Source organism: Paenarthrobacter nitroguajacolicus (assembly GCF_031455195.1).
GTDB classification, from domain to species: Bacteria; Actinomycetota; Actinomycetes; order Actinomycetales; family Micrococcaceae; genus Arthrobacter; species Arthrobacter nitroguajacolicus_D.
This window is the reverse complement of sequence record NZ_JAVDSH010000011.1, coordinates 133,290-158,133: the sequence shown is the minus strand read 5'-3', so window position 1 is coordinate 158,133 and position 24,844 is coordinate 133,290. Positions and strand designations below refer to the sequence as shown.

The following is a 24,844-nucleotide window of genomic DNA, read 5'->3' as shown; positions in this document are numbered from 1 at the left end:
CATGTTGGAACGAAGCATCATTCAAGGCCGTGGATTCAAGAACGTTGAAGAGAACGGGCGCATCACCGGCTTCCAGATTGTCCTGCGCAATCCGAACTATCGGGGCACGGCCGCCAGCCTGCTGGACGGCGTGGACGTAACAGTGGATGGCGAGCACTGGGAGTCGCACGTGCCGCTGTGGACGCTCCAGGGGAAAACCCATACTTTGGAATCCCTGAGGGCAACCACTGATGTTCGGTGGCAGTTGGACGAATACGCCACCATCACGGTACCCAAGCCGGGAGGCCTATCAGCCGGCGTCCACACAATCGAGGTCACCGTCTACCTCCGCCGGCCCTACTTCCCGCCGGCAGTCTCCCGTTCCGCCTTCCCCGCTTCCGCGAAAGCCACGATCGTCCCGCCCGTTCCGGCCGGCGGAATCCGCCACGCAGTGTCCACGTACAGCTATTCCGGTGACATCTACACGTCCATGAGCATGGAAGACGTGATGGCGGATATCGCTGACATGGGTGCCACCGGTATCGAGATCCTGGGCGAAGGGAACATCCCGGGATACCCCACGCCGGATCCCGCGTGGATCGACAACTGGCACGCCATGCTGGAGCGCTACTCCCTAACTCCAACAAACTATGGATCCTGGATCGACACTGCCATGTGGCACGACAGGGACCTGACCGAGGATGAGGGAGCCGCGCAGCTGCAACTGGACCTCAGGCTGGCCTCGCAGCTGGGCTTCAGCTCCATCCGTCCCAAGTTCGGGGTGACCTCCTTCCAGCTCGATCCGCATCCCATCTGGGAAGGTGTGGTTGAACGCTCATTGGACTTGGCGGAGGAACTGGACATCGTCATCTGCCCGGAGATCCACAGCCCCACCCCCATCAAACATCCGGTGACGCAGGGCTACATTGACTTCATTGAGCGGACCGGCTCAAAGCACTTCAAACTGCTGGTGGACACCGGCATCTTCCAGACTGCTGCGGTAGACGACGGGCATGAAGGTATTGAAGTTGAAGACGGCAAACGGCCGGCTTTCCTGGAGCCCCTGGCCGTCCCCATGGCTGACCTGGCTGAGGTCCTTCCCCACGTCCACTTCATCCAGGCCAAGTTCTTTGAAATCGATGAGAACCTGCATGACCTTCACGTGCCGTGGGAAGACATTGTGAAGACCCTACAGGACGCAGGATGGGAAGGGTGGCTGTCAAGCGAATACGAAGGCAGGCGTGAGCCCTACCGCGGACGTGAGCAGGTGCGTCGCCAGCACGCCCTGGTCCGGCAACTGCAGGCCAAGCATGGGTGATTCTCTCCTGAGGTGGGGGCTGGCCGGCACGGGAGGGATCGCCCACCAATTCGCGGGCGCCCTCGCCGGACTGGACGGCAGCGTCATCGCCGGAGTGGCCTCCCGCAATTCCGGCGCCTCTGCCGGGCTGCGTGACCTCCACGAGGTTGGAAAGTCCCACGGATCCCTGGCGGACCTCGCAGCGGATCCCGATATTGACGTGGTGTACATTTCCACGCCGGCCGGTCTCCACAAGGAACACGCCATCATGTTCCTTGAAGTCGGGAAGCATGTGCTGATCGAGAAGCCTTTCGCCCTCAACCACGCCGAAGCATTGGCAATCGTGGAGACAGCCCGGCGCCGGGGCCTCTTTGCGATGGAAGCCATGTGGTCGCGGTTTCTGCCCGCCTACGTCAAGCTCCGGCAGCTGGTGGACAGCGGGGCCATCGGGGAGGTGCGTGGGGTTGAGGCCACCTTCGGCTTTCCCATGCCGTCGGAGGGACCTGGCCGGATCAGCCGGGTGCACGACGCCCGCTTGGGCGGGGGAAGCCTCCTGGAGCTGGGCGTCTATCCTGTCCAACTGGCCCACTGGATGCTGGGCCGCGTCACGGATGTTGCGGCCATCAGCCAGGTCAACCATTCGGGGGCGGACATGGACACGTCGGCTCTTCTGTCGTTCTCCCGCGGCACCGCAATGATCCGATCATCCGTGACGAATCCCTTGCCCAACGAGGCCAGGATCCTGGGTTCCACGGGCTACATCAGCTTGCCCGCACCGCACCAGTGCCCCCAGGAGGTGGGCCTCTCCATATACAACACCCATGGACCGGGCACTGTAGAGGAACACCTCTACAAGACGCCGATTGCGAGGCCGGCATTGCGCTACGAAATCCTGGAAGTTGATCGACAACTTCGCGCCGGGAAACAAGAGAGCCCCGTCATGCCATGGCAAGACACGTTGGACATCATGGAAACCATGGACAGGATCCGGGCAAGCAGCGCGCTGCGGAACACCTCCGGAACCACTAATGGAGCGATTGAGCGATGACGAAAAAGACCAGCGTGGTCCACACGACCTATGGGCAGGTACAAGGTTTTTGGCGGGATGGCTCCGCTTCATTCCTGAACCTTCCGTACGCCCAGGACCCGGTAGGTGACCTGAGGTTCGAGGCCCCGGTTCCTCCAGAGAGTTGGAGCGGCATCCGCCCTGCCCTGGAGTACGGTCCCACACCCCAGCGCAGGACGCTCTCGGCGGTAACCACCATTCCTGAGCCCAGCATCCCCGGTACCGGAACGCTGAACCTGAACGTCTTCACCCCCACCGTCCCTACCGGCCCCGGAGACGGAGTGCTCAAGCCGGTCCTGGTGTGGATCCACGGTGGCGGTTTCGTTGCTGGTTCCCCGGCAAGCCCCTGGTACGACGGCGCCGCATTCAATCGTGACGGGGTGGTGGTTGTGACCATCTCCTACCGCTTGGGTTTTGAGGGTTTCGGCTGGTTGCCTGACGCACCCCTGAACCGTGGCATGTTGGATTGGATTGCTGCCCTGAAATGGGTCAGGAGCAACATTGCGGCGTTCGGAGGTAACCCGGAAAAGGTCACCATTGGCGGGCAATCCGCAGGAGGCGGGGCGGTCATTTCGCTCAGGAGTTCTCCGTTGGCTGCAGGGCTCTTTTCCCAGGCACTGATCATGTCCGGCGCTCCGTTGACTGTGGATGAAGAGACCGCCAGGGCCACCACAGCGCGGATTGCTGCTGAGCTGAACGTGCCTGTGAGTAAGGCCGGTTTCCAAAGTGTCACGGAGGAAGCCCTGTTGGACGCACAAATGGCCCCCTTTCCGGCCTTTGCGGGCAGCGCTGCGGAGCAAGCGTTGGACAGGGCGCGCTTTGTCACGTCCGGCCTCGCCCTCGGCCCCATCACCGAGGACGTTGATGCGGTCCTGGACGGTGGAGCATCCGTCACCACCCTCCTGGGAACCACCCGGGATGAATTCGCCGGGTTCATTCGCCCCGCGGCCAAGGCAGTGGACGTCCTGCCGGCTACCAGCGCCCTGGAGCGCGTTGGGGCCAGCCCGGACGTGGCAGCGGAGTATGCGGAGCGCTCAGCAGGAACGCCGACCTCCCGGACCGTGGAGAACTACCTCAGTGATCTGACTTTCCGCCGCTTTGTTCCGCAAGTTGCCGGGCAGGCCACCGCGCCGGTGTGGACGTACCAGTTCCAGTGGGAGCCTCCGGCTTCGGGATACTCCGGGCACTGCGTTGACCTGCCGTTCGCTTTTGGACTGCTCGAGGCCGACGGGGTGGAAGCTGCGCTGGGGGCGAACCCGCCCGTAGCCCTCGCTGAATCCATGCACGCCGGGATCGTGGCCTTCTGCAAGGACGGCAACCCGGGCTGGACGCAGTACGGCGAGCACCGGACCACCATGATCTTTGATGACGTTTCGGGGGAAGCATCATCGGATCCGTACTCACTCTCGCGGTTGTTGGCAACTGACGCCCTCGGCCGGACATCATCCACTGCTGGAGCCAGGGCAAACCAATGAAGGACCGGACCATGACGAAACAACAAGCAAGCCCGGAGCAGATCCTTGCGGCCATGACCTTCGAGGAAAAGCTGTCTCAGCTCCAGATCGTCTGGAAACCCAAAGACGAAGATTCCCAGCACTTGGCAAGGACGGGGGCCGGAGCTCTTTTTTGGCCTGCAGATGCGGCGAAGACCAATGAACTCCAACGGATCGCGGTGCAGGAAAGCCCCCACGGCATTCCGCTCCTGATCGCCTTGGACATTGTCCACGGCCAGTTCACGATTTTCCCCACACCCCTTGCCCAGGCTGCAAGCTTTGACCCGGACGTGGCCGAAGTGGATGCCCGCGTTTCAGCGGCGGAAGCCCGGGCCACCGGCGTGAACTGGACGTTCTCTCCCATGATTGACGTCTCCCGTGATCCGCGATGGGGAAGGGTGGTGGAAGGCTTCGGTGAGGACCCCTACCTCACCGGCGTCCTTGGAGCAGCGAAGATCAGGGGGTACCAAGGTGAGGACCTGTCCTCAACGACGTCCATTGCAGCTTGCGCCAAGCACTTTGTGGGCTACAGTGCGGCTGAAGGTGGACGGGATTACAACACCACCGATGTTTCCATCCAACGGCTCAGGAACGTCTACCTTGAGCCATTCCTCGCCGCGGTGAAGAACAACGTTGCCTCGGTGATGGCCAGCTTTAATGCCCTCTCCGGTGTGCCCATGCACGCAAACAAGCAGCTGCTGACGGACGTTCTGAAAGAGGAATGGAAGCACCAGGGAATAGTGGTTGCCGACGCCGGCGGCGTGGGTGAACTGGTGGAGCATGGTGTTGCTGAGGACATTTCGGATGCGGGACGCCTGGCCTTGTCGGCAGGACTCGACGTCGAGATGGGCGGAGCGCTGTTCAATGGGGAAATGCCCATCATCAGGGAAGGCGACGTCGACCCCGGGAGGATAGACGACGCCGTGCTGCGGGTCCTGAAAATCAAGCAGGATCTGGGGCTGTTCAACAATCCCTATGTGGATGAGAATGCTGCGCCCGTGACAGCGGGAGAAGAGCAACGCGAAAAGGCCCGGGAGGCCGCCGCGCGCTGCACAGTGCTCTTGAAGAACGATGGACAGGTCCTCCCGCTGAAGAAGCAGGCCGGCCGTGTGTTGGTTGTTGGTCCCTACGCTGACAGCAAGGATCATTTGGGCGCATGGGTCCAGTACTTTGCAACGCCTGCAGGCAAGTCCATTGTGGAGTCGCTGGGGGACGCGCTCCCGGATGCGGAGATCACGACCCTACGGGGCGCTGACTTTTACACGAGCGACCCCGCACGTCAGGAAGAGGCGGCACGGGCTGCCAAGGATGCGGACCTAGTGATCGTTGCAGTGGGCGAGCCGAGCGCGCTCTCCGGTGAAGCGAGTTCCCGCAGCGACATCACGTTGCCGGGTGACCAGACGGCATTGATTCACCGGATCGCTGAAACAGGCACTCCCTTCGCAGTGGTGCTGATGACCGGACGACCACTGATTCTCAGCGACTGGATTGACCAGTGTCCTGCCGTACTCCTGGCCTGGCATCTTGGGACCGAAGCCGGTCCGGCCATTGCGGACGTCCTCACGGGCACGGCAAACCCAGGCGGCAAGCTCCCCATGTCCTTCCCGCGGTCCGTGGGGCAGATTCCGGTGTATTACAACCACGATTCCACTGGCCGGCCCGCCCGGCATGGTGGGACCCTCACCAGCGAGCAACCTGATGTGGGGCTGACGGGTCCCAACAACACGGATGACTTCTACAAGTCCAAGTACTTGGACCTCGATCTGGGTCCGCTGTTCGACTTCGGGTTTGGTCTCAGCTATTCCACGTTCCGCGTGGAGGGCAAAGCTGACGGGCCGGCCACTGTGAGCTTGTCATCCCTGAAAGAGGGCGGCAGCGTGGGCTTCACCGCCTCAGTCAGCAACGCCAGCGACGTGGGCGGTGACGAAGTGGTTCAGCTTTACATTACGGACGTCCGTGCCTCCATCACGCAGCCGGTGCGCCGGCTCCGCCGGTTCAACCGGGTCCATGTCCCTGCGGGTCAGAGCCGGAACATCGCCTTCTCCCTGTATGCCGATGACCTGGGTTTCTGGACCAACAAGGAAGCTGGCGAGTTTGTACTGGAACCGGGGGAGTTCCGGGTCACCGTGGGAGATGGTTCCACCTTCCAGGCGATGGCTTTCACTGTGACGGATAACTGACCGCTGACGGAATAGGCCACCGCCACCCACGGTTGTGCGAAGGATGAAGGCAATCACTTACAGCGAATATGGCAACCCCGACGTCCTGGAACTCACCGATCAGCCCATGCCCAAAGTTGGCCCGGGCATGGTGCTGGTGAAGATCAAAGCCACCTCCGTAAACCCGGTGGACTGGAAGATCATGGGCGGGCACCTGGACCCCCTTATGGACATCCAGTTCCCCGCCATCCCGGGCTGGGACGTCGCCGGCGTGGTGGAATCAGTGGGCATTGACGCCCACAAGTTCCAACCCGGTGATGAAGTGATCTCCTACGCCCGCAAGGACTATGTCCACGGCGGAAGCTTTGCCGAGTACGTCGCCCTCCCGGAGCGCGTCCTGGCCCGCAAACCCACCACGTTGGACTGGAATGAGTCCGCAGGCCTTCCGCTGACCGGACTCACGGCCTTCCAGGTCCTCAACCGGTTGGATGTCAAGAGCGGTGAAACGCTGCTAATCCACGGCGGCTCGGGTGGCGTCGGTTCCCTTGCGATCCAGATCGCGTCAGCGCGCGGCATTAGGGTTATTGCCACCGCCTCGGAGAAGAACCACGAGTTCCTGCGTTCCCTCGGCGCCGAGGCCGTCACCTACGGTGACGGGCTGGCCGAACGCGTCAAGGCCATAGAGCCCGACGGCGTGGACGTCGTTGCCGATTTTGCCGGCGGCAACCTTGAAGCCACCTTGGCCGTGCTGAGGGACGGCGGCCGGCACGCCTCCATCGCGGATGGCGAGGTGGAAAAGCGCGGCGGAACCTGGATGTGGGTCACCCCGGTCGGTGCAGAGCTTCAGGAGCTGTCCGAACTGGTGGACCAGCACAAGCTGAAGGTGGAGGTGGCCGAAACTTTCCCGCTGGCCCAGGCAGCTGAGGCCTTCCGCCTCAACATGGAGGGCCACACCCGCGGCAAGGTTGTGGTGACGGTCAGCTAGCCGGCCTTTCCACCAATGGTCGTTCCGGCCACCACCATCCCTTGGGTGGTGGCGGGAAAGACGGTGTGCAGCTGTGAGCACGCCCGCTGCACCACGGACCTGAGCCATACGCTGGCCGGGTCTTCCGTTTGTGAAGGGTGCCAGTACATTGCTTCCACCAGCTCGGCTTCCAGGTCCTGGTGGAACTCCAGCACGGCTATGTCCGCGCCGCGCTGGCTCCTTGCCGCCAGCATCTTGGGAACCAAAGCCACCAGGTCCGTTCCCTCAACCAGCAGCGGCAGGGAGAGGAAGCCCGCCACCACTGCCGCCACCCGCCGTCGGACGCCTTTGGTCTCAAAGATCTTGTCCGCCGGGGTGCTGATGCCCTCGCCAAAGTAGCCCACCGCGTGGGGTGCTGTCACCAGATCGTCCAGGCTGGGGGAGGCCAGTTCCAGGATCGGGTTGCCGCCGTCCACCACGGCCACAAAGCTGTCCCTGAAGAGCTGCTTGGAGTCACCCGGCATGCTGTAGCCTTGCGGCCCCACCAGGAGATCGATTTTGGAGAACTCCGCCAGGGTACCTTCAAGTCCGGGAGTGGGGACGAAATCGACGACGACGTGCGGCGCCTCCCGCTGCAGGATGCCTCTCAGGGACCTCACCATGAGGACGGCCGCGTAGTCAGAGGCGGCGATGATGAACTCGCGCTCGCTGGTTGAAGGGTCGAAGCGGGAGCGGACACGCGCTGCACGTTGAACGTGCTCCATGGCTTCGTCCACCAGCGGTACGAGTGATTGCGCGAAGGGGCTGAGGTGGTAGTTCCGGCCGTTGCGCACCAGCAGTTCGTCGTCGAAATGGCGGCGAAGGCGCGCCAACGCAGCGCTGGTGGCAGGTTGGCTGAGCTGCAGCCTCTCGGCTGCGCGCGAAACGTTTCTCAGTTCCAGCAGCACCTGCAGTTGGGGGAGCAGGTTGAGGTCCAGGTTCTTCATTCTTTCAGGGTAGCGAACCATTCACGGGACAGATAGTTCCTATCTGTAAGTAGCTCTTCTCCGAATACGTGATCTGCATCATTGTTGTCTATAGACGCTGCAGTCCGTTGACAGTCATCAGCACGTACAAAGGAATTCACCGTGGAAACTCCGCTCTCCCACCTTGCCCACCTCGAAATCACCACCCCGGATGTTGAAGCCTCCGCACGGTTCTACGAGGAAAAGTTCGGCATGCGCATCGTCGACCGCGTGGATGGCAACGTCTACCTGCGCTGCTGGGGCGACTACTACCGCTACAGCCTGGTCATCACGGAAGGCCCCGAAGCCACTCTGGGTCGCATGGCCTGGCGCACCAACTCCCAGGACGCACTGGAAGCCGCAGCGGCTCGCGTTGAAGCCAGCGGTGTTCAGGGGACGTGGACTGCCGGCGGCCACGGCTTCGGCAAGGCCTACGAATTCACCGGCCCCTACGGCCATCACATGCGCCTCTTCTACGAGGTAGAGAAGTTCGTGGCCGAGCCCGGCTTCGAATCCAACTACCCGGACCGCCCGGAGCGCCGCAGCAGCCACGCCGCCGCACCCCGCTTCCTGGACCACGTCACGGTAGCAAGCTCTGATGTCCGTGGATTCGCCAAATGGCACAACGAAGCCCTGGGCTTCCGCATCATGGCATTCGTGGACCTGGACGAAGCTCCCATCACGGTTTTCTCCGTCCTGACCACCAACGAGAAATCCCACGACCTCGGCGTCGTGGCGGACACCTCCAGTCGCCCGGGCCGCGTCAACCACATCGCTTTCTGGGTGGACGCCACCGAGGACCTGCTCCGCACCGCGGACGTCATGATGGAAAACGGCACCCCCATGGAATACGGACCCTCCATCCACGGCGTTGGCGAGCAGAACTTCCTGTACTTCCGTGACCCGTCCGGCATGCGCGTTGAGCTCAACTCCGGTGGCTACCGCAACTACGTTCCGGACTGGGAAGCCAACACGTGGAAGCCGTCCGAGGGCTCCAACAACTTCTACAAGAACGGTGCCATGCCGCACTCCATGACCGAGTCCTTCCCTCACGCGGAGGGTTTCACAGCCACTGAAGAAGGCGCTTCTCCTGAAATGAAGGAAGCCCTCCTCAACCCCTACGCCAAGCACGGCCGCGGCTGATGACTGAGGCAACATACTCCCTAGTCCGCTTCCTGGAAGCCAGCTCGGACAAAGCCCGCGTTGGCCTTCTGGTGAGTGAACGCGTCCTGCCGCTGGACTCTGATATCAATTCCCTGATCCAGCACTGGGACAGCATGGAAGCAGAGCTGGACACGCTGGCAGCCTCGGCTGGCGAGGACACCGGCTTGGACCGTGCCGCCGTCGAAATTCTTGCGCCCGTTGAGCCGGCGCAGGTCCTGCAGACCGGTGCCAACTACCGCAAGCACGTCGTTGACCTTGCGGTGGCACACCGCGATGACGGGCAGGATGCGGAGGAAGTCCGGGCCAAGACCGCCGCGATGATGGATCAGCGCGCTGGTCAGGGAACGCCGTACTTCTTCATCGGACTCCCGACGGCGATCGCTTCCGCCACGGACCCCCTCACCTTGCCGTCCTACAGCACATCGGACGATTGGGAACTGGAACTGGCGGCCGTGATCGGCAAAGAGGCTTTCCGGGTCACCCCGGAGGAAGCCCTGGAGCACGTTTTCGGTTACACCATGGTCAACGACATCACCACTCGGGAATTCGTGTTCCGCAAGGACATGCCGGCCATTGGTTCGGACTGGTACCGTGCCAAAAACGCACCTGGCTTCCTGCCTACCGGCCCGTTGCTGGTTCCCGCCAAGTTCTTCGGCGATCCGCAGAACGTCCAGGTGACCTTGAAACTCAACGGCAAAGCAATGCAGGACGAGTCCACCCAGGACATGATCTTCGGTGTGGCCAAGCTGGTCAGCGAAGCTTCCCAGATCATGCCGCTGCGTCCGGGCGACCTGGTCCTGACCGGAAGCCCGGCCGGAAACGGCCAGCACTGGGGCCGCTTCCTCCAGGACGGCGACGTCATGGAAGCCACCATCACGGGCCTGGGCACACAGCTCATCCACTGCCAGGACGAGAAGTGACGTCCAACCAGGTGGAGGTGCCGGTGATCCAACGCAACGATCCTTTGGCCAGCATCACGGCCGCAGCGGAGCAGTACAACAACTGGGGCCGTTGGGGCGAAGCGGACGTGCTGGGGACGCTGAACTTCATTGATGCCGGAAAGCGCATTGAGGCAGCAGCGTTGGTCACCTCCGGTGAGGCGTTCTCCCTTTCGCAGCCGTTCGACACCAACGGTCCCCAAAAGGGCTGGCGGCGCCGCACCAACCCGGTGCACACCATGACGGACACCGGGGTTGACGCCGAACGTGGAAACCAAGGCTTCCCGCACGGTTTCGGCGGCGCCGATGACGTGATTGCCATGCCCCTCCAATGTTCCACGCAGTGGGACGGGTTGGGGCACATCTTCGACCGCGGCAAGGCCTGGAACGGCAGGGCAGCGGGCGACGTCGTCACCTCCGAAGGCGATTTGGTCACCGGAATTGAGACTGCAGCAGCAAAGATCGTCACCCGTGGCGTGTTGCTGGATGTGGGGCGCGTCCTGGGAGTCCATGGGGAATTGCCTGACGGCTTTGCCATCACCCCGGAATACCTTGAGCAGACCGTCCAGGCCCAAGGCGCCAGTTCGCAGGTACGGCGGGGGGACATCGTGATCATCCGCACCGGCCAGTACAGCCGTGTACGCCGCGAAGGGTGGGGCGAGTACGCAGGCGGCTCCGCTCCAGGCCTGTCCTTCACCACAGCACCGTGGCTTCACGCTTCCGAGATCGCGGGTATCGCAACGGATACGTGGGGTTTCGAGGTCCGGCCCAACGAATTCGAGGGCGCTTTCCAGCCGCTCCACCAGATCGCCATCCCCAACCTAGGCCTGTTCCTGGGCGAAATGTGGGATCCGGATGCCCTGGCAGAGGCTTGCGCCCTGGACGGCAGGTATGACTTCATGTTGACCGCAGCCCCGCTTCCCATCACGGGTGCAGTGGGATCACCGGTCAACCCGATCGCCGTCAGGTAGTCCGCCCGGGTTCCAGAACCGGGCAACAAAGCAGTAATCGCCGTCCCAACAAAGGAGTCAACGATGGCAGCAGTACAGACAGTGGGAATAGCCGGAGCCGGAGCCGCGGGTCTGGCTGCTGCCATCCTCCTCGCCGACGCCGGGGTCGACGTCGAAATCATGGAGAAAGCCAACGAGCCGCAGGTTCTGGGATCGGGCATCACTCTGCAAGGGAACGCCCTGCGGATCCTTCGCCAGCTGGGCGTCTGGGACCAGGTGGAAGCCAAGGGGTATTCCTTCAGCAACCTAGGCCTCCGCGCTCCGGACCCCGCCGGGACGGTCATCGCGGTTCTGGAAGACATCCGGACAGGCGGCGATGACCTTCCGGCGACTCTGGGCATGTACCGCCCGGACCTCACGGCGATCCTCCGCGAACGCGCCCTTCAGGCCGGCGCCAGGATCTCCTACGGCAGGGCGGTCACCGAGGTCATTGACGACGGCGGCAGCGTCACCGTCCGTACGGCCGACGGCGACAGCTCACGCCATGACCTGCTCATCGGTGCTGACGGGCTGCACTCCTCGGTCCGCAAGGCCCTGGGAATTGAGGGGGAACCCGCCCCGACTGGCATGGGCATCTGGCGTGCTTTTGTTCCCCGGCCCGCCGAGGTTGTCCGCACGGACCTGACGTACGGCGGACCTTGCTACATAGCCGGCTACTGCCCCACGGGCGAGGACAGCATTTATGCCTACCTGGTGGAGAAGGCGCAGGAGCGCAACCCGGAGGACGGTCCGCAGATCATGTCCGCGCTCGCCGCAGCCTATGGCGGGCCGTGGCGGGAGATCCGCGAAAACCTGGATCACAGTGCCCGGATCAACTACACCTGGTTCACTTCGCACCTTGTTGAAGGGCCGTGGAACCGGGGGCGGAGCGTTATCATCGGCGATGCTGCGCACAGTTGCCCGCCCACGGTGGCCCAGGGTGCAGCCATGGCCTTGGAAGACGCAGCCGTTCTGGCTGAACTCCTGATCGCTGCCGACCACGTGACTGAAACCCTGTGGAAGGAATTCGCGGACCGCCGTCAGGACAGGGCAGCGGCAGTTGTCACCTCCTCGGTCCAGCTGGGCCAATGGATGCTGGACGGCGTCCGTGACGCTGACGTGCCCGGCCTGATGAACTCGCTCTCCACCATGTTGAAGGAACGCGCATGAACCCCCAGACTTCGATTTCCGGCCAGCCCGTAGTAGACGTGCACGCACACGTCCTGCTTCCCGCCCTCCAGGAGTTGGTTTCAGCCAGCGATCCGGACGGCTTTGCGGCGCTGCAGGCGCTGGAGGTTAAGAGGAACGGCCCGGAGTCCATGGCTGCCTCGGGCCGCATGATCAAGGAGCGGTGGCCCAAGCTGACGGACGTGTCCCGACGCTTGGCGGACATGGACGCCCAAGGGGTGGATGTTCAGCTCGTTTCGCCGTCGCCGTCGCACTTCTACTACTTCGCCAATGAAGACTTGTCGCTGGAGTTGGCCCGGCAGGCGAATATTGCCGTGCGGGACTACGTGGACCAGGTGCCGCAGCGGCTCAACGGCCTTGGACTGGTGCCCCTGCAGCACCCGCACCTCATGGTGGAAGCCCTTGAGCATGCCGTGGTGGAGTGTGGACTGCTGGGCGTGGAGATCGGGTCTTTCGCGGGCACACCATCAGATTCGGAACGCACTACGGTGGAACTCTCTGATCCGCGCTTGGAGTCCTTCTGGGCCAGGGCAGCAGAACTGCAAGCAGTGGTGTTCCTCCACCCGTTCGGATGTTCCCTGGACGAACGCCTGGATCGCTTCTACCTGGCCAACACCGTGTCGCAGCCTGCGGAGAACGCGGTGGCGCTTTCCCACCTGATTTTCAGCGGAGTGCTGGACCGGCACCCGGACCTGAAAATCCTGGCAGCCCACGGCGGGGGATACCTTCCCACCACCATAGGGCGTTCGGATCGGGCCTGGAAAGTGCGGCCGGAGGCGCGGACCTGCGCCGAACCGCCGTCGAGCTACCTGCGGAAAATCTTCTTCGACTCCCTGGTCCACACCCCGGAAGAGCTCAAGTCGCTTGTCCACATCTCGGGTGCCGGGCAAGTGCTGCTGGGCTCGGATTACCCGTTCGATATGGGTTCGGACGATCCCGTAGGTGAGATCCGGACTGCTGCACTGGACAGCAGCGCCGAGCAGCAGGTTCTTTCAGGTAACGCAGGCAAACTGGGCATCACCGCCGCAGCCGACCACGCCACCGTTTAGGACAACCACCATGGTCAAGATCGCGCGCTGGAATCACGACGGCGAAACGTATGCAGGATTCGTCGACAGCGGGAACTGCTACGCGCTCCCGGCCGGACAGACTGTTTCCACGCTGCTGGAAGCGGGGCTGGCAGCAACCCTGGCCCAGGCCGGGGAAACCTTCCGTTCCGCGACGCCGGTGGCCTTGGAGGACGTGAAACTCCTGGCTCCGCTGAAGCCCTCCACCATCCGCGACTTCGTTGCCTTCGAAGAGCACGTGGAAGGCGTGCGGAAAAGCATCGACGGGGTGGCCGGCGTGGTGGCCGAGTGGTACCAGGCACCCACGTTCTACTTCACCAATCCGCACACCGTCAGCGGCACCGGCGAGGTGATCGGAATTCCGGCAGGCTGCGAGGAGTTGGACTTCGAGACTGAAGTAGCGGCCGTCGTCGGGAGTGTTCCCGGCAGCGACGGACGCAACCTCACTGCCGAGGAAGCCCACCGGCACATCTTTGGCTACACCATCCTCAATGACTGGTCTGCCCGGGACCTGCAACGCCGCGAAATGAAGGTCAGCCTGGGTCCGTGCAAGGGCAAGGATTTCGCCAATACCCTGGGGCCGTGGATTGTCACCTCCGATGAGTTCGAGGATCTTCACGACGCTGAAGGATTCTTGCCCATCTCCATGTCGGTAGAGGTCAACGGGGAGGCCATCGGCAAGGATCTGCTCTCCAATATGGGCTGGCCTTTCGCGGAATTGGTTGCCTACGCGTCGCAGGACTCCGTGGTCCGGCCGGGGGATGTGCTGGGCTCCGGGACCTGCGGCAGCGGCTGCCTGGCGGAACTGTGGGGCCGGAACGGGGAAAAAACACCGCCGGCGCTGCGGACCGGGGACACAGTGACCATGACGGTTGAGGGCATCGGATCCATCCGCAACACCGTGGGCGCCCAGCGGCAAGCGCAGACCCGGGTGGCTGCCCGGCCGCGTCCACGCAACCGCTGACTTTCCGGTCAACGCACGACGGCGGCAGGTAACCTGCCGCCGTCGGGCGTTAATGCTTGTACTTACTTAGCCAGGAACCCCAGCAGGATCTCGTTGATTTCTGCGCCGTGCGTCCAGAGGAACCCGTGCGGTGCGTCTTCGATTTCGACGTACTCGGCGGAGGGGAGTCGCTTGGTGAACTCGCGCCCGGTGGAGTCGATGGGCAGGATGCGGTCGCCGGTGCCGTGGACGATCAGGGACGGGACGGTGACCTTTTCGATGTCGGCGCGGAAATCGGTCAGCCAGGTGTCAACCACGGCGAACGACGCGTACCAGGACGAGCTGGCGGCCACGTTCCAGGAGTTCCGCAGCGCTTCTTCGCTGAGCCTGTTTCCAAGGAAGTTGTCCGTGTTGTAGAAGTCGTTGTAGAAGTTGGTGAACCATGAGTAGCGGTCCTCGATGGCGGCGTTGCGGATGCCGTCGAACACGGAAGACGGTACGCCGGAGGGGTTGTCGTCGGTCTGGAGAAGGAAGGGCTCCAGCGACGCCAGGAACACGGCTTTGGCGACGCGGGCTTCGCCGTAAGTGCCGATGTAGCGGCCAACTTCGCCGGTGCCCATGGAGAATCCGACCAGCACGGCATCCTGCAGGTCCAGGGTTTCGAGGACTGTGTTGAGGTCTGCCGCGAACGTGTCGTAGTCATAGCCGGTGGTGACCTTGCTGGACTTGCCGAAGCCGCGGCGGTCGTAGGTAATGACGCGGTAGCCGGCGTTCAGGAGCGCGGCGGTCTGCTTCTCCCAGGAGGCGCCGTCGAGGGGGTAGCCGTGGATCAGGACAACAGGCTGGCCCGAGCCGTGGTCCTCGTAGTAGAGCTCGATGTCCGTGGTGTTTTCAGTTCCGACTTTGATGAAGCCCATGATTCTGTTCCCTTTTCTCGAAGTAGAGAACGATCGTTCTCTCTCTGGTCCAAATACTATAGAACGATCGTTCTCAATACAAGTAGTATGGGTACATGGATATCTCGGAAGTCCGAAGCCGCATCATCGCCACAGCTGACGGGCTCTACAACGCCAAGGGCATCCAGTCCGTTGGCATGGATGAGCTGCGCACGGCTGCCGGGGTATCCCTCAAAAAGTTGTACCAGGAGTTCCCGTCAAAAGGCAGCATCGTGATGGCCGTGCTGGAACGCCGCCATCAGTCCTGGACTGAAGGACTGGATGCCACGGTGCGCCAGGCCGCGGATCCGCGGGCCAAGCTCCTCGCCATCTTCGACTACCTGGCTGGGTGGTTCTGCCAGGACTCCTTCCGCGGGTGCGGCTTCATCAACAGCTTCGCCGAGCTGGGAGCCGTCAGCCCTGACGTGGCCGAGTATGCGCGGAAGCACAAAGAGTCATTCCAGGAGTATGTCGCAGCCCTGGCGGCTGACGCCGGCGCTCCACCGTACTTGGCCCCGCAGCTTTCCATCCTCGCTGAGGGAGCGCAAACGACGGCGGCCATCGCCGGCACCCCCGACGCTGCCGGGCAGGCGAGGCAAGCCGCCGAAGTCCTGATTGAGGCAGCCTTGCTTGCTGCCCGGGCTGGATCCGGCTTAGCAGGATCGGCCGGATAGCAGAACAGCGCTGCCGGGACTAGGCTTCTGGGATGCGCCGAACGGCGCGTCAGGAAGAGGACCATCCGTGTTTGAAGTCCCCAGCATCTTGTTCCTCTCGGGAGGCGTTGCGGTGTTGGCCGCTGCTGTCTTGCCGAAGTTGTTGCAACGGACGCCGCTGTCCATGCCTATGGTCTTTTTGGGCAGCGGGATTCTCGCGTTCACTTTGCTTCCCGAACTGCCGGACCCGGACCCCGTTCAGTACGGCGAGTTCACCACCCACCTGACCGAGATCTGCGTCATCACCTCCCTCATGGGTGCCGGTTTGGCGTTGGACCGTCCGTTCCGTTGGCGTGGATGGTCCACCACGTGGCGCTTGCTCGGTATTGTCATGCCCTTGTGCATCCTGGTGATGACGCTCCTGGGGTTGTGGGTCCTGGGCTTGGGGCTCGCCGCAGCCATCCTCGTGGCGGCCGCGATCGCGCCCACGGACCCCGTGCTGGCTTCGGAAGTGCAGGTAGGCAGGCCTGCGGACAGCGAAGAGGACCCGGACGAAGACGAGGTTCGTTTCGCCCTGACATCCGAGGCGGGATTGAACGACGGCCTCGCCTTCCCCTTCGTTTATCTGGCCATCCTCATCAGCCTGGTGGGGGCCTCCCCGGCCGGCTGGTTGGGGGAGTGGGTTGCGGTGGATGTTCTGTGGCGAACTGTTGCAGGCGTGCTGATTGGGTTCGGTACGGGCAAGTTGCTGAGCTTGGTCTTTTTCGCTGCCAAGCGCAAGAGTTTTCGGCTGTCCGAGCATTCTGAAGGTTTTGTGGCCCTGGCGGCGACCTTCCTGGCATACGGTGCAACGGAGATGGTGTCGGGTTATGGGTTCGTCGCAGTATTCGTTTGCGCCCTGACCATTCGATCCGCCGAACGCAACCATGCGTACCACCAGGTGCTGCACAGCTATGTGGAGCAGTTGGAACGCCTTATGACAGTAGTGATCCTGGTCCTCCTTGGAGGTGCCATAGCCCGCGGCCTGCTGGAGGGGATCGGCTGGACGGAGCTGCTGGTAGCCTTGGCGTTCCTCTTGCTTGTCCGCCCCGTGGCCGGCTGGATCGGGCTCATGCGCGGAAAGACCGGCCCGCGCGAACGTCTGGCCATTTCCTATTTCGGAATTCGCGGGATTGGGTCACTGTTCTACGTAGCCTTCGCGCTGAGTCATGGAAACTTCGACGGCGAGGCGCGCGAGTTGTGGGCGATGGTCGGCTTGGTTGTGGCTTTGTCGATCGTCGTGCATGGGGCCACCACTGCGCCCTTGATGAATCGACTGGACCGCTTGCGCGTTGCCGAAGCACGCAAACAGCATGGTGACGAGGGTCGCGCACCGACCACGGCCGTGTAGGCCGAGGGCAGCAGGAGGGCCGAATTGGCTCTATTGTAAAAATTTTGGATAAATTATTCGACTACTTGTGATTCTTCCTCGACAGTCTATTTATCAGCATGCTGATGGTCTGAACAGGCACGATGCTCTTCCAGCACTTCCTATGACCGCCCACCGGGGTGCCACCGCCCTTCACGCCGGACTTCTTCCGGCCTCAAGGCCCTCTAGGCACACCATATTTGTGCGCGTACAGTCCGCTACATAGCTCCCCCACAATCTGTCGGGCAGTTGCTTTGGGGCGTTTGCCCTGCTGGGGAAGGAACTGCCATGCGCCATAGCTCTGCGCAAAAAGACCCACGTGTTCGAACCGCTGGATCGGGTCGGCGCCGAACAGGAACCGCGATTGGAGCTGCATCAGGAGTTCTTCTCCTTGCAGGAGCCATCATGTTGCAACAGGTTCCTGCTTTCGCGGCCACGACTGTCCAGCTGGGCACCGCATCGCCGTATTCAGTGTTGGCCGCCACCACTGTGACCAACACGGGTCCGAGCACACTCCAAGGAAACCTGGGCCTTAGCCCCGGCACTGCCATCACCGGATTTCCACCAGGCATCGCCGCCGGGACTACACACGCAGCGGACGCCGTCGCATTACAGGCACAGTCAGATCTGACGACCGCTTACAACAATGCTGCGGGCCGCCCGCTCACGGCCAGCGTGTCCGGAGATCTGGTAGGCCAAACCTTGACGGAGGGCGTGTACAAGTCAACGTCTTCTTTGGCGCTCAGCGGACAGTTGACCTTGGATGGCCAGGGCAATCCGGCCTCCGTGTTCGTTTTTCAGGTGGCCTCGACTCTGATCACAGCGTCAGCCAGCAGCGTTGTCCTCATCAACGGCGCCCAAGCCTGCAACGTGTTTTGGCAGGTGGGCAGCTCAGCAACACTGGGCACCGCCTCAACGTTCAAGGGCTCTGTTCTCGCCCTGACGTCCATCACAGCGCAAACCGGTGCGCGGGTTGAGGGGCGGCTCCTGGCCCGGAATGGGCAGGTGGCCCTCGACACCAACGTGATCACTACCCCGGCCTGCGCCACGACTCCCACGACGTCAGCACCCCCGGCGACCGAGACGGCGACAGCGACAGCGACCCCGACGGAGACGGCGACCGAAACAGCGACTGCGACAGCGACTGCGACCGAGACGCCGACAGCGACTGCGACTGCGACTGAGACGGCGACCGAAACAGCGACGGCGACCCCGACGGAGACGGCGACCGAAACAGCGACAGCGACTGCGACTGCGACGGAAACGGCAACCCAGACGGCGACAGCGACAGCGACTGCGACGGAAACGGCAACCCAGACGGCGACTGCGACTGCGGCCGCGACGGAAACGGCCACCCAGACTGCGAAAGCGACTCAAATCAGCCGACCGACGCGAACAGCGACCGCCACCAGGACGGCACCTGTGACAGGGCCTTCCGATACGGCCACCACCCAGACCACGGATCAGGCGGTTCCCTTGGCTGGAACCGGCGGAAGGAACCAGGGCACGAACGTGGACACCGCCACTGTTTCCCGGGCCAGCTCCCTCAGCCGGACCACAGTACTTGGAACAACCTTCGTAGGCCTCGGCGGGGCGGGCATCCTCTTCCTGGCGGTCCGGCTGCTGATGAACGGGCGCGGACGAAGCCAGGAGAAATAGGGGCTTGCGGCGACAACACGGCCAACGCGGGAGGCATCGCCGCAGGTATGTTCCGGCGTTGATCGCCCGGAAGCGGGTGGGGAAGGTGGCGCTGGCCACCTTCCTCACCGTGGCCCTCCTGGCGCTGCTGCTCCCTTGGTGGTGGTCAGCCCAGTCAACCTCGGCCCATCGCGAACCCGGAACTGTCACGGCAGATGTCCCGGCTTCGACGGCTGCAGGCCCTTTAAACGCGAAGCCCCCAGCAGTGACACCACCACTATCGTCCGGACCGTCCAAAGGGCCGACGCAGAGCAGCGGGGTGAAGGACGGTTCTCCGCCACTGCACATCACCTATGAAGCTGTGGGACTGGACCAGGCCGTGGTGCCTTTGACTCCGACTGCGGAGGAACTCCAACTCGGCGCGATCGTCCCGCCGCACACTTCAGATGCCTATTGGCTCAGCCCCTATGGGATGCCGGGCGGGGGCTCCACGAACACCACCTACATTGTTGGCCACAGCCTGGAAGGTCAGCCTTCTCCCTTCAATAACATCAGCGAGCGCGCAAGGCCGGGCGATCTGCTCACCGTCACCACCGCGGAAGGGCAGCTGGGTTACAGGATTGCTGCGGTCACCACCGAGTACAAGGACACCCTGAAGGACAGCGCGATCTGGGACAAGCAGCCAGGGCGCCTGATGGTCATCACTTGCTACACGGCTGATCTTTGGGGGAAAAACATCGTCGTTCAGGCGAATCCTTTGCCATCGCAATAGTCAGGGGCACGTGCATGCCGGACTGCGGTTAAGCATGAGGCCGTGGAAGACTGGACGCATGCCTTTCCGTCCCGTGAGATCGCGCCCGGAGTCCGACGCCGCTAAAAGCCTGAAGCAGTCAAAGGAGCAGGCGCGCCATATCGCAATGCGGCTCGACGATGCGTGGCTAAGGTTCCAGACCAAACTGGCCATCCGACGTGGTCGGGTGGAAACCGTCATCCCCTACACCGGCTACGGCAGCACCTCCTGGATCAGGGTCCTCGCGCGCGTGGTCCGCAGCGACCCACGCGATGCGGCCGGCCATGCCAACCCTTTGCAGGAAAGCATGCGCGGATGGCGCAACTTCACGAGTGCACCTGTTGCAAACGCGGCCGTGCAAGTCACTGTCGCCGGCGAGGTGCACCATGTTGTTGCCGACCGTGGCGGCGTTGTGGACGCACGTATTCCGGTAGCTCTGGGTGCCGGCTGGCACACGATCACCCTGAAGTCAGGGGAATCCCGCACGGTGGAAGCCCCCGTCGAGGTGGTGGCGGACGATGCCGACTTTGGCGTGGTCTCCGACATCGACGACACCGTCATGGTGACCGCACTGCCGCGCCCCTTCCTGGCGGCCTGGAACACTTTCGTCCTCAACGAGCATGCAAGGACTCCCACCCCGGGGATGGCTGTGCTCTACGAGCGGATCGCTCGAACAGCCCCTTCCGCGCCGGTGCTGTACTTGTCCACCGGTGCCTGGAATGTTGCCCCCACGCTGTCCCGGTTCCTCTCCCGCAACCTCTACCCCGCCGGCCCCAAGCTCCTGACCGACTGGGGTCCCACCCCTGACCGCTGGTTCCGCAGCGGACAGGAACACAAGAAGAACTCCCTGGAACGCCTCGCGGACGAATTCCCCACCATCAAATGGTTGTTGGTTGGCGACGATGGACAACACGACGAAGCCATCTACTCCGAGTTCGCCCAGCGCCACCCCGAAAACGTCAAGGCAATCGCCATCCGCCAACTTTCCCCGGGAGAAGCCGTCCTCGCCGGTGGCAGGTCCAAGACCGGTGGCCAACCCACCCCCGGCGTCCCCTGGATCTACGCCCCGGACGGTGCCGGCATGTCCGCGCGACTCGAGGAATTGGGCATTATCCGGGGCGAAGTCAGGTCCGCGGACGATCCCGAGGAAGGCGACGTGGCCAAGGAGACAGCCTAGGCGGTCATGCGACGTCGATGAACACTGGGTTCGCGTAGAACCAGGTGTCCGCCCACGGATCGGCGTCGCCGAGGTTGTCGCCATGGCGGATAGGTCCCGCGGGATCCACGGGAGCACCGTAGTAGCCTGCGCCGTGTCGGTTGCCGTCGCTGCCCCGGAGGCGGAAATAGCAGGACTTTTGGACGTCCTCGATGACGTGTTTGATGGTAAACGTTCCAGTCCGACCCGACACGTCGATCTGTTTCCACACGCTGGTTCCGGGAGCCCTCAGGGTGTCGCGGTCACCTGCTGCGCCGGTGATGGCGCCGCCGATCACGTCCACGTGTGCGAGCTTGGGCAGGATCCCCGCAAAGTTGCGGTAGCCCGTCGTCGTAATGGTGATGGAAATTTCGACGTCGGCACCTCGCCGCACCTGCAGACGGGAACCGAGGGTGACGCCGTTGCGGCCCTTGCTGTTGCCTGCGCTGTTACCGCGCACTTCGCGGACCCGAACATCGAGCCCCTGGAGCAGATGGCCATGGTCCACCCACATGCGGCCGTTGCGCATTGCTTCCAGGACGCCGGTGTAGGAGTGCTTGGTGACCCCGGTGTGGAGGCGACTGAATTGTCCGGGCCAGTAGTCACTTCCACCCTGCTTTTCCCCTGAGTCGAAGGGGTCGGGGCGCTTGCCGGTGACGGACCAGCGGTCGAATTCGTTGGGGAGGCTGAGGTAGGGCTCCTCGGCCGGGTAGGCTCCGGTCTTCCACGTGTCCTTGACCGTGAGGTGGTTGTCCGAGTTGGACGTGATCCAGAACGGCAGCCCTTCGGCGAGCATGGAATCCCATACGCCCCCCACCGTTGCCGTGGCCCAGTCAAAGCCTCCATAGGGTCGGAACGCGTCCGCCGGGTAGCCGGGGAAGCTGTACTGCGTGGGGTTGTTGGTGTACTCGCCGCGCTGGTCGCCGGGCCTGGAGAACTGGCTGACTCCGGAGCCTTGTGCGCCGGGAGCCCCTTCCATGCCGATCATCACGTCGCGGGCGGCGTCACGCCATGCCCGGAGCTCGTGCGGGGAGTCGATGCCCAGGCGCATGGGGTGGTTTGCCAAAGCTACGACGTCGTCGATGTAGCCTGAGCGCTTCTGGTTGGCCAACCAGGCGATGGCTTCTACGGCTTTCCGCTCGAACGTTTCCACTTGGGCCGTTCCTGGGGTTGGCTTCTCCCACTGGTTGAGCTTGCCGTCCCACACGAGCTCGAAGGTGCGCAGGAGGTTCACTTCATTGGGACCCGGGGCCACCAGGACCGAGGCGTGTTCTGCTCCCGGGATGTACCACTCCAGTCCCTGGAAGATCAAAAGATCGGGACGGGCAGCGCGCTGTGCCTGGATTTCCTTGTTCGCATTGACTGCACCGCCGTTGTTGGCATGGCCAAAGTTGCTGTGCTCCGTCAACGCCAGCCAATCGACGCCGTAGGACTGGGCTGCGTCCAGTTGCTGTTTGATCAGGTACTTCGCGTCGTGGCTGTATTGGGTGTGGATGTGGTGGTCGCCCACAAGCCACTTCAACTGGGGGTCGTTCCCGCCGGGGTTCGCCAGAGCCGGACGCGCCAAGGCGGCCGACGCGGCGGTGCCCGCGGCCAGGATTCCGACCGATTTAAGGATGCGCCGGCGGCTCAACCCCATGGTTTTCAGCTCAGCATCGGCACGTTTTACGCTTCGGCTGTGGGCAATGGTCTGTTCTTCTGCGGTGCACATGGCCGTTCCCTCTGTCGATTCCGATCCCCCCAGCGGGATCACAGTAGGGAAGGAGGATGGCGCAGAGGTTAACCGGCCGGTAATGGCTGGGAACTTTCAGCCGCCTGCCTGGCTAAGCACGTCCGCGGTACGGGGAGCCCCTACGGAGCCTCGCCTGATCAGCCTGGCCACCAACTCCGGACTGGGTGCGCCGGCCTTCCTGCCTTCGATCTGGCGGATGAGCGCCGAGGCAGCGGCCTGGCCCATCTCGTACACGGGCTGGGCAATGACCGTAAGCGGGGGAGTGGTCAGGCGCGTCCAGGCGAAATCGTCGTACATGAGGAAAGAGACATCTTCGGGGATAGACAGGCCGGAGCTCTGGATCGCTTCCACTACGCTCAACGCGATAAGGCCGTCCGAGGCAATGATGGCAGTAGCGCGATCCTTCCCGCGCAGCAGCTCGCGGGTAATCCGCATGATGGAGTCGGCGTCCCCGGCGTTGAGACGGATAAGGTCCGTCGGCTGCGGAAGGCCTGCCTCGTTGAACGCCCGGTGGATTCCGTCCAGGCGGTCCGAAATTTGGGATGAGTCCAGCTTCATCCCCGCAAAATAGGGAGCGTTGGTGCGAACTGTGGAGACGAAAGCGATCCTTCGGTGCCCGGCCTCGATGAGGTGCTTGGTGGACTCGTAGGAGATGCCGCCCATGTCCACAGCGAAGGTCTCCGCGTCCACCCCTTCGGCGGCACGGTCCAGGAGGACCAGGGGGCGTCCCGACTCGCGGACCTGCCGCAGGTGTGCCGTTTCAATGGACGACGCCGGGGCAACGATGAGGCCGTCAACCCGCTTGTCCAGGAGCACCCGGACAGCGTCCACTTCCGCGGCCTGTTCTTCGTCCGTGTTGATGAGGACGACGTTGTAGCCCCCTTTCTTGGCGGTGTCGGTAATGCCCCTCATGGCGAGCCCGAAGTGCGGATTTTCGATATCCCCCACCACCACGCCCAGGGTGTTCGATTTGCCGGTGTTCATGCTCCGGGCAAGCTCGTTGGGCCGGTACTCAAGCTCTTCGGCCGCTGCGAGGACGCGTTCGCGGACGTCATCGCTGACGGCGCCGTAGTTGCCTAACGCCCGGGCGGCCTGTGCCTTGGACACTTGCGCGGCTTTGGCGACGTCGGCAACCGTTACGTCCCGCCGTCGGGATCCGTCAGTGCTCATGTTCACCTTTCTGAAGGGGTGTTGACGCGGCTTTGTGAGTTCCGCTACATTTCTAATCAATCGATGTGAGTCCGGTCTCAATCCTAGGCACTGAGACCGGACTCAGCAAGACTCCGCATCGAGCAATATCTCCAGCGGCTCCTGACAGCACCGCTTTCCCTCCCACGATTGGACAACGCTGTGATCAAACTGAACTTCCGCCCGGCAGCGCTCGCAGCAGCTGCCTTGGCCGCCATCCTCGCCCTCTCCGGTTGCGGTGGATCATCCGCCGGAACCGCCCCCTCTGCCGACAATCCTTATGGCCTGATCGAGGCGGGCACCATCCGCGTCGCCAGCCTGGGCGACTCCAAGCCCTACACGTTCACGGACGGCTCGGGAAACTTCACCGGCTTTGACGTGGAACTCTTCAAAGACGTGGCCCACCGCGCCGGCGTCGACAACGTTGTCTTCACAGGACAGGACTTCTCCGGCCTGTTGGCAGCGGTGGCCAATGGCCAATTCGACGTCGGTGTAGCAGCGATTGGCATCACGGACAAGCGCAAGCAAACCGTGGACTTCTCCGATGGTTACCTCGCGGGATACCTGACGGTCATCACCACCAAGACTTCGGGAATTACCGACGCCGACGGCCTGAACGGCAAGCGCCTTGGCGTGGTTCAGGGAACCCTGCAGGAGGCCTACGCAGTCAAAAACTTCACCTCCGCCCAGCTGGTCCGCTTCCCCGACAACAACACCGCGATTTCCGCGGTCAACAGCGGCTCCGTGGACGCCCACTTCCTGGACTACGAGGCAGCCAAGGAATACCAGCAGCAGTTCGGGCTGGTCAGTGCCGCCGACATCCCATCGTTCGACGCTCCCGCCGGATTCGCCATCGCCAAGGACAAAACCGCCTTCAAGGAAGCCCTGAACAAGGGCCTGGCTGCAGCCATGGAAGACGGTACGTGGAAGAAGCTCTACCAAAAGTGGTTCCCGGGCTCGCCGATGCCGGAACAGTACCTCCCCAAGGCCGAGCAGACCTCCAGCCCGTCGCCGACCGCCAGTAAGTAAGCCACCAACAACTATCGTCTGAGAG

Annotated in this window: 21 protein-coding genes; 17 read left to right on the top strand and 4 right to left on the bottom strand. The window is 63.0% G+C overall.

Features of this window, described 5'->3' with window-relative positions; genetic code table 11:
• The first annotated feature begins 1 nt into the window (after position 1).
• The 5 genes from J2Y68_RS19815 to J2Y68_RS19795 are packed head-to-tail and all read left to right on the top strand — an operon-like array spanning position 2 to position 6,979.
• Complete coding sequence (locus J2Y68_RS19815; protein ID WP_309996078.1) at positions 2-1,297, top strand: C-glycoside deglycosidase beta subunit domain-containing protein; 1,296 nt, start codon at positions 2-4, stop codon at positions 1,295-1,297.
• Complete coding sequence (locus J2Y68_RS19810) at positions 1,290-2,324, top strand: Gfo/Idh/MocA family protein (protein ID WP_309996076.1); 1,035 nt, start codon at positions 1,290-1,292, stop codon at positions 2,322-2,324. Before J2Y68_RS19815 ends, J2Y68_RS19810 begins: the two co-directional genes overlap by 8 nt.
• Positions 2,321-3,817 carry a carboxylesterase/lipase family protein gene (locus tag J2Y68_RS19805; RefSeq protein ID WP_309996073.1) on the top strand — a complete coding sequence of 499 codons (1,497 nt, stop codon included), beginning with the start codon at positions 2,321-2,323 and terminating at the stop codon, positions 3,815-3,817. The genes J2Y68_RS19810 and J2Y68_RS19805 overlap by 4 nt, the downstream gene beginning before the upstream one ends.
• A gap of 11 nt (positions 3,818-3,828) precedes the next feature.
• On the top strand, positions 3,829-6,015 hold the full coding sequence (locus J2Y68_RS19800; RefSeq protein WP_309996070.1) for a glycoside hydrolase family 3 N-terminal domain-containing protein: 2,187 nt from the start codon (positions 3,829-3,831) through the stop codon (positions 6,013-6,015).
• A gap of 43 nt (positions 6,016-6,058) precedes the next feature.
• A complete protein-coding gene (locus J2Y68_RS19795) occupies positions 6,059-6,979 on the top strand; it encodes an NADP-dependent oxidoreductase (protein ID WP_309996067.1) in 921 nt (306 codons plus the stop codon).
• On the opposite strand, the gene J2Y68_RS19790 is transcribed toward J2Y68_RS19795, so the two are convergent.
• Entirely contained in the window at positions 6,976-7,944 is a 969-nt protein-coding gene (locus tag J2Y68_RS19790; protein WP_309996065.1) for a LysR family transcriptional regulator, read from the bottom strand. The two genes, J2Y68_RS19795 and J2Y68_RS19790, sit on opposite strands and share 4 nt — an antisense overlap.
• Positions 7,945-8,085: 141 nt before the next feature.
• Here J2Y68_RS19790 and J2Y68_RS19785 point away from each other — a divergent pair, with 141 nt between their 5' ends.
• The 6 genes from J2Y68_RS19785 (at position 8,086) to J2Y68_RS19760 (ending at position 14,272) form a co-directional block, all read left to right on the top strand.
• Positions 8,086-9,105, top strand: a complete 1,020-nt coding sequence (locus J2Y68_RS19785; RefSeq protein WP_309996063.1) for a VOC family protein — start codon at positions 8,086-8,088, stop codon at positions 9,103-9,105.
• Positions 9,105-10,046: a fumarylacetoacetate hydrolase family protein gene (locus J2Y68_RS19780; RefSeq protein WP_309996060.1), complete on the top strand. Its 942-nt coding sequence runs from the start codon at positions 9,105-9,107 to the stop codon at positions 10,044-10,046. Before J2Y68_RS19785 ends, J2Y68_RS19780 begins: the two co-directional genes overlap by 1 nt.
• Positions 10,043-11,035: a cyclase family protein gene (locus J2Y68_RS19775; RefSeq protein WP_309996058.1), complete on the top strand. Its 993-nt coding sequence runs from the start codon at positions 10,043-10,045 to the stop codon at positions 11,033-11,035. The genes J2Y68_RS19780 and J2Y68_RS19775 overlap by 4 nt, the downstream gene beginning before the upstream one ends.
• Before the next feature lie 63 nt (positions 11,036-11,098).
• Entirely contained in the window at positions 11,099-12,223 is a 1,125-nt protein-coding gene (locus J2Y68_RS19770) for an FAD-dependent monooxygenase (RefSeq protein WP_309996056.1), read from the top strand.
• A complete protein-coding gene (locus J2Y68_RS19765) occupies positions 12,220-13,290 on the top strand; it encodes an amidohydrolase family protein (RefSeq protein WP_309996054.1) in 1,071 nt (356 codons plus the stop codon). Before J2Y68_RS19770 ends, J2Y68_RS19765 begins: the two co-directional genes overlap by 4 nt.
• A gap of 10 nt (positions 13,291-13,300) precedes the next feature.
• Positions 13,301-14,272: a fumarylacetoacetate hydrolase family protein gene (locus J2Y68_RS19760; RefSeq protein ID WP_309996051.1), complete on the top strand. Its 972-nt coding sequence runs from the start codon at positions 13,301-13,303 to the stop codon at positions 14,270-14,272.
• A 62-nt stretch (positions 14,273-14,334) separates the two neighbouring features.
• Here the strand turns inward: J2Y68_RS19760 and J2Y68_RS19755 are convergent, their stop codons facing one another.
• Positions 14,335-15,168, bottom strand: coding sequence for an alpha/beta fold hydrolase (locus J2Y68_RS19755; protein WP_309996048.1), 834 nt, complete (start codon positions 15,166-15,168; stop codon positions 14,335-14,337).
• A gap of 95 nt (positions 15,169-15,263) precedes the next feature.
• On the opposite strand from J2Y68_RS19755, the gene J2Y68_RS19750 reads away from it, so the two are divergent.
• From J2Y68_RS19750 to J2Y68_RS19730, 5 genes are all read left to right on the top strand, one after another.
• Positions 15,264-15,860, top strand: coding sequence for a TetR/AcrR family transcriptional regulator (locus tag J2Y68_RS19750; RefSeq protein ID WP_309996045.1), 597 nt, complete (start codon positions 15,264-15,266; stop codon positions 15,858-15,860).
• A gap of 67 nt (positions 15,861-15,927) precedes the next feature.
• Complete coding sequence (locus tag J2Y68_RS19745) at positions 15,928-17,229, top strand: cation:proton antiporter (RefSeq protein WP_309996042.1); 1,302 nt, start codon at positions 15,928-15,930, stop codon at positions 17,227-17,229.
• A gap of 423 nt (positions 17,230-17,652) precedes the next feature.
• Positions 17,653-18,906: an ice-binding family protein gene (locus J2Y68_RS19740; RefSeq protein WP_309996041.1), complete on the top strand. Its 1,254-nt coding sequence runs from the start codon at positions 17,653-17,655 to the stop codon at positions 18,904-18,906.
• 298 nt (positions 18,907-19,204) lie between these two features.
• On the top strand, positions 19,205-19,657 hold the full coding sequence (locus J2Y68_RS19735; protein ID WP_309996040.1) for a class F sortase: 453 nt from the start codon (positions 19,205-19,207) through the stop codon (positions 19,655-19,657).
• Positions 19,658-19,715: 58 nt separating this feature from the next.
• Positions 19,716-20,852 carry an App1 family protein gene (locus tag J2Y68_RS19730; RefSeq protein ID WP_309996039.1) on the top strand — a complete coding sequence of 379 codons (1,137 nt, stop codon included), beginning with the start codon at positions 19,716-19,718 and terminating at the stop codon, positions 20,850-20,852.
• A gap of 4 nt (positions 20,853-20,856) precedes the next feature.
• On the opposite strand, the gene J2Y68_RS19725 is transcribed toward J2Y68_RS19730, so the two are convergent.
• Positions 20,857-22,581, bottom strand: a complete 1,725-nt coding sequence (locus tag J2Y68_RS19725) for a PHP domain-containing protein (RefSeq protein WP_309996037.1) — start codon at positions 22,579-22,581, stop codon at positions 20,857-20,859.
• Between the two features lie 96 nt (positions 22,582-22,677).
• Positions 22,678-23,772 (bottom strand): LacI family DNA-binding transcriptional regulator, encoded by a 1,095-nt coding sequence (locus J2Y68_RS19720; protein ID WP_309996035.1) that lies wholly within the window; start codon positions 23,770-23,772, stop codon positions 22,678-22,680.
• Between the two features lie 180 nt (positions 23,773-23,952).
• Here J2Y68_RS19720 and J2Y68_RS19715 point away from each other — a divergent pair, with 180 nt between their 5' ends.
• Positions 23,953-24,819 (top strand): ABC transporter substrate-binding protein, encoded by an 867-nt coding sequence (locus J2Y68_RS19715; RefSeq protein ID WP_309996032.1) that lies wholly within the window; start codon positions 23,953-23,955, stop codon positions 24,817-24,819.
• Positions 24,820-24,844 lie beyond the last annotated feature (25 nt).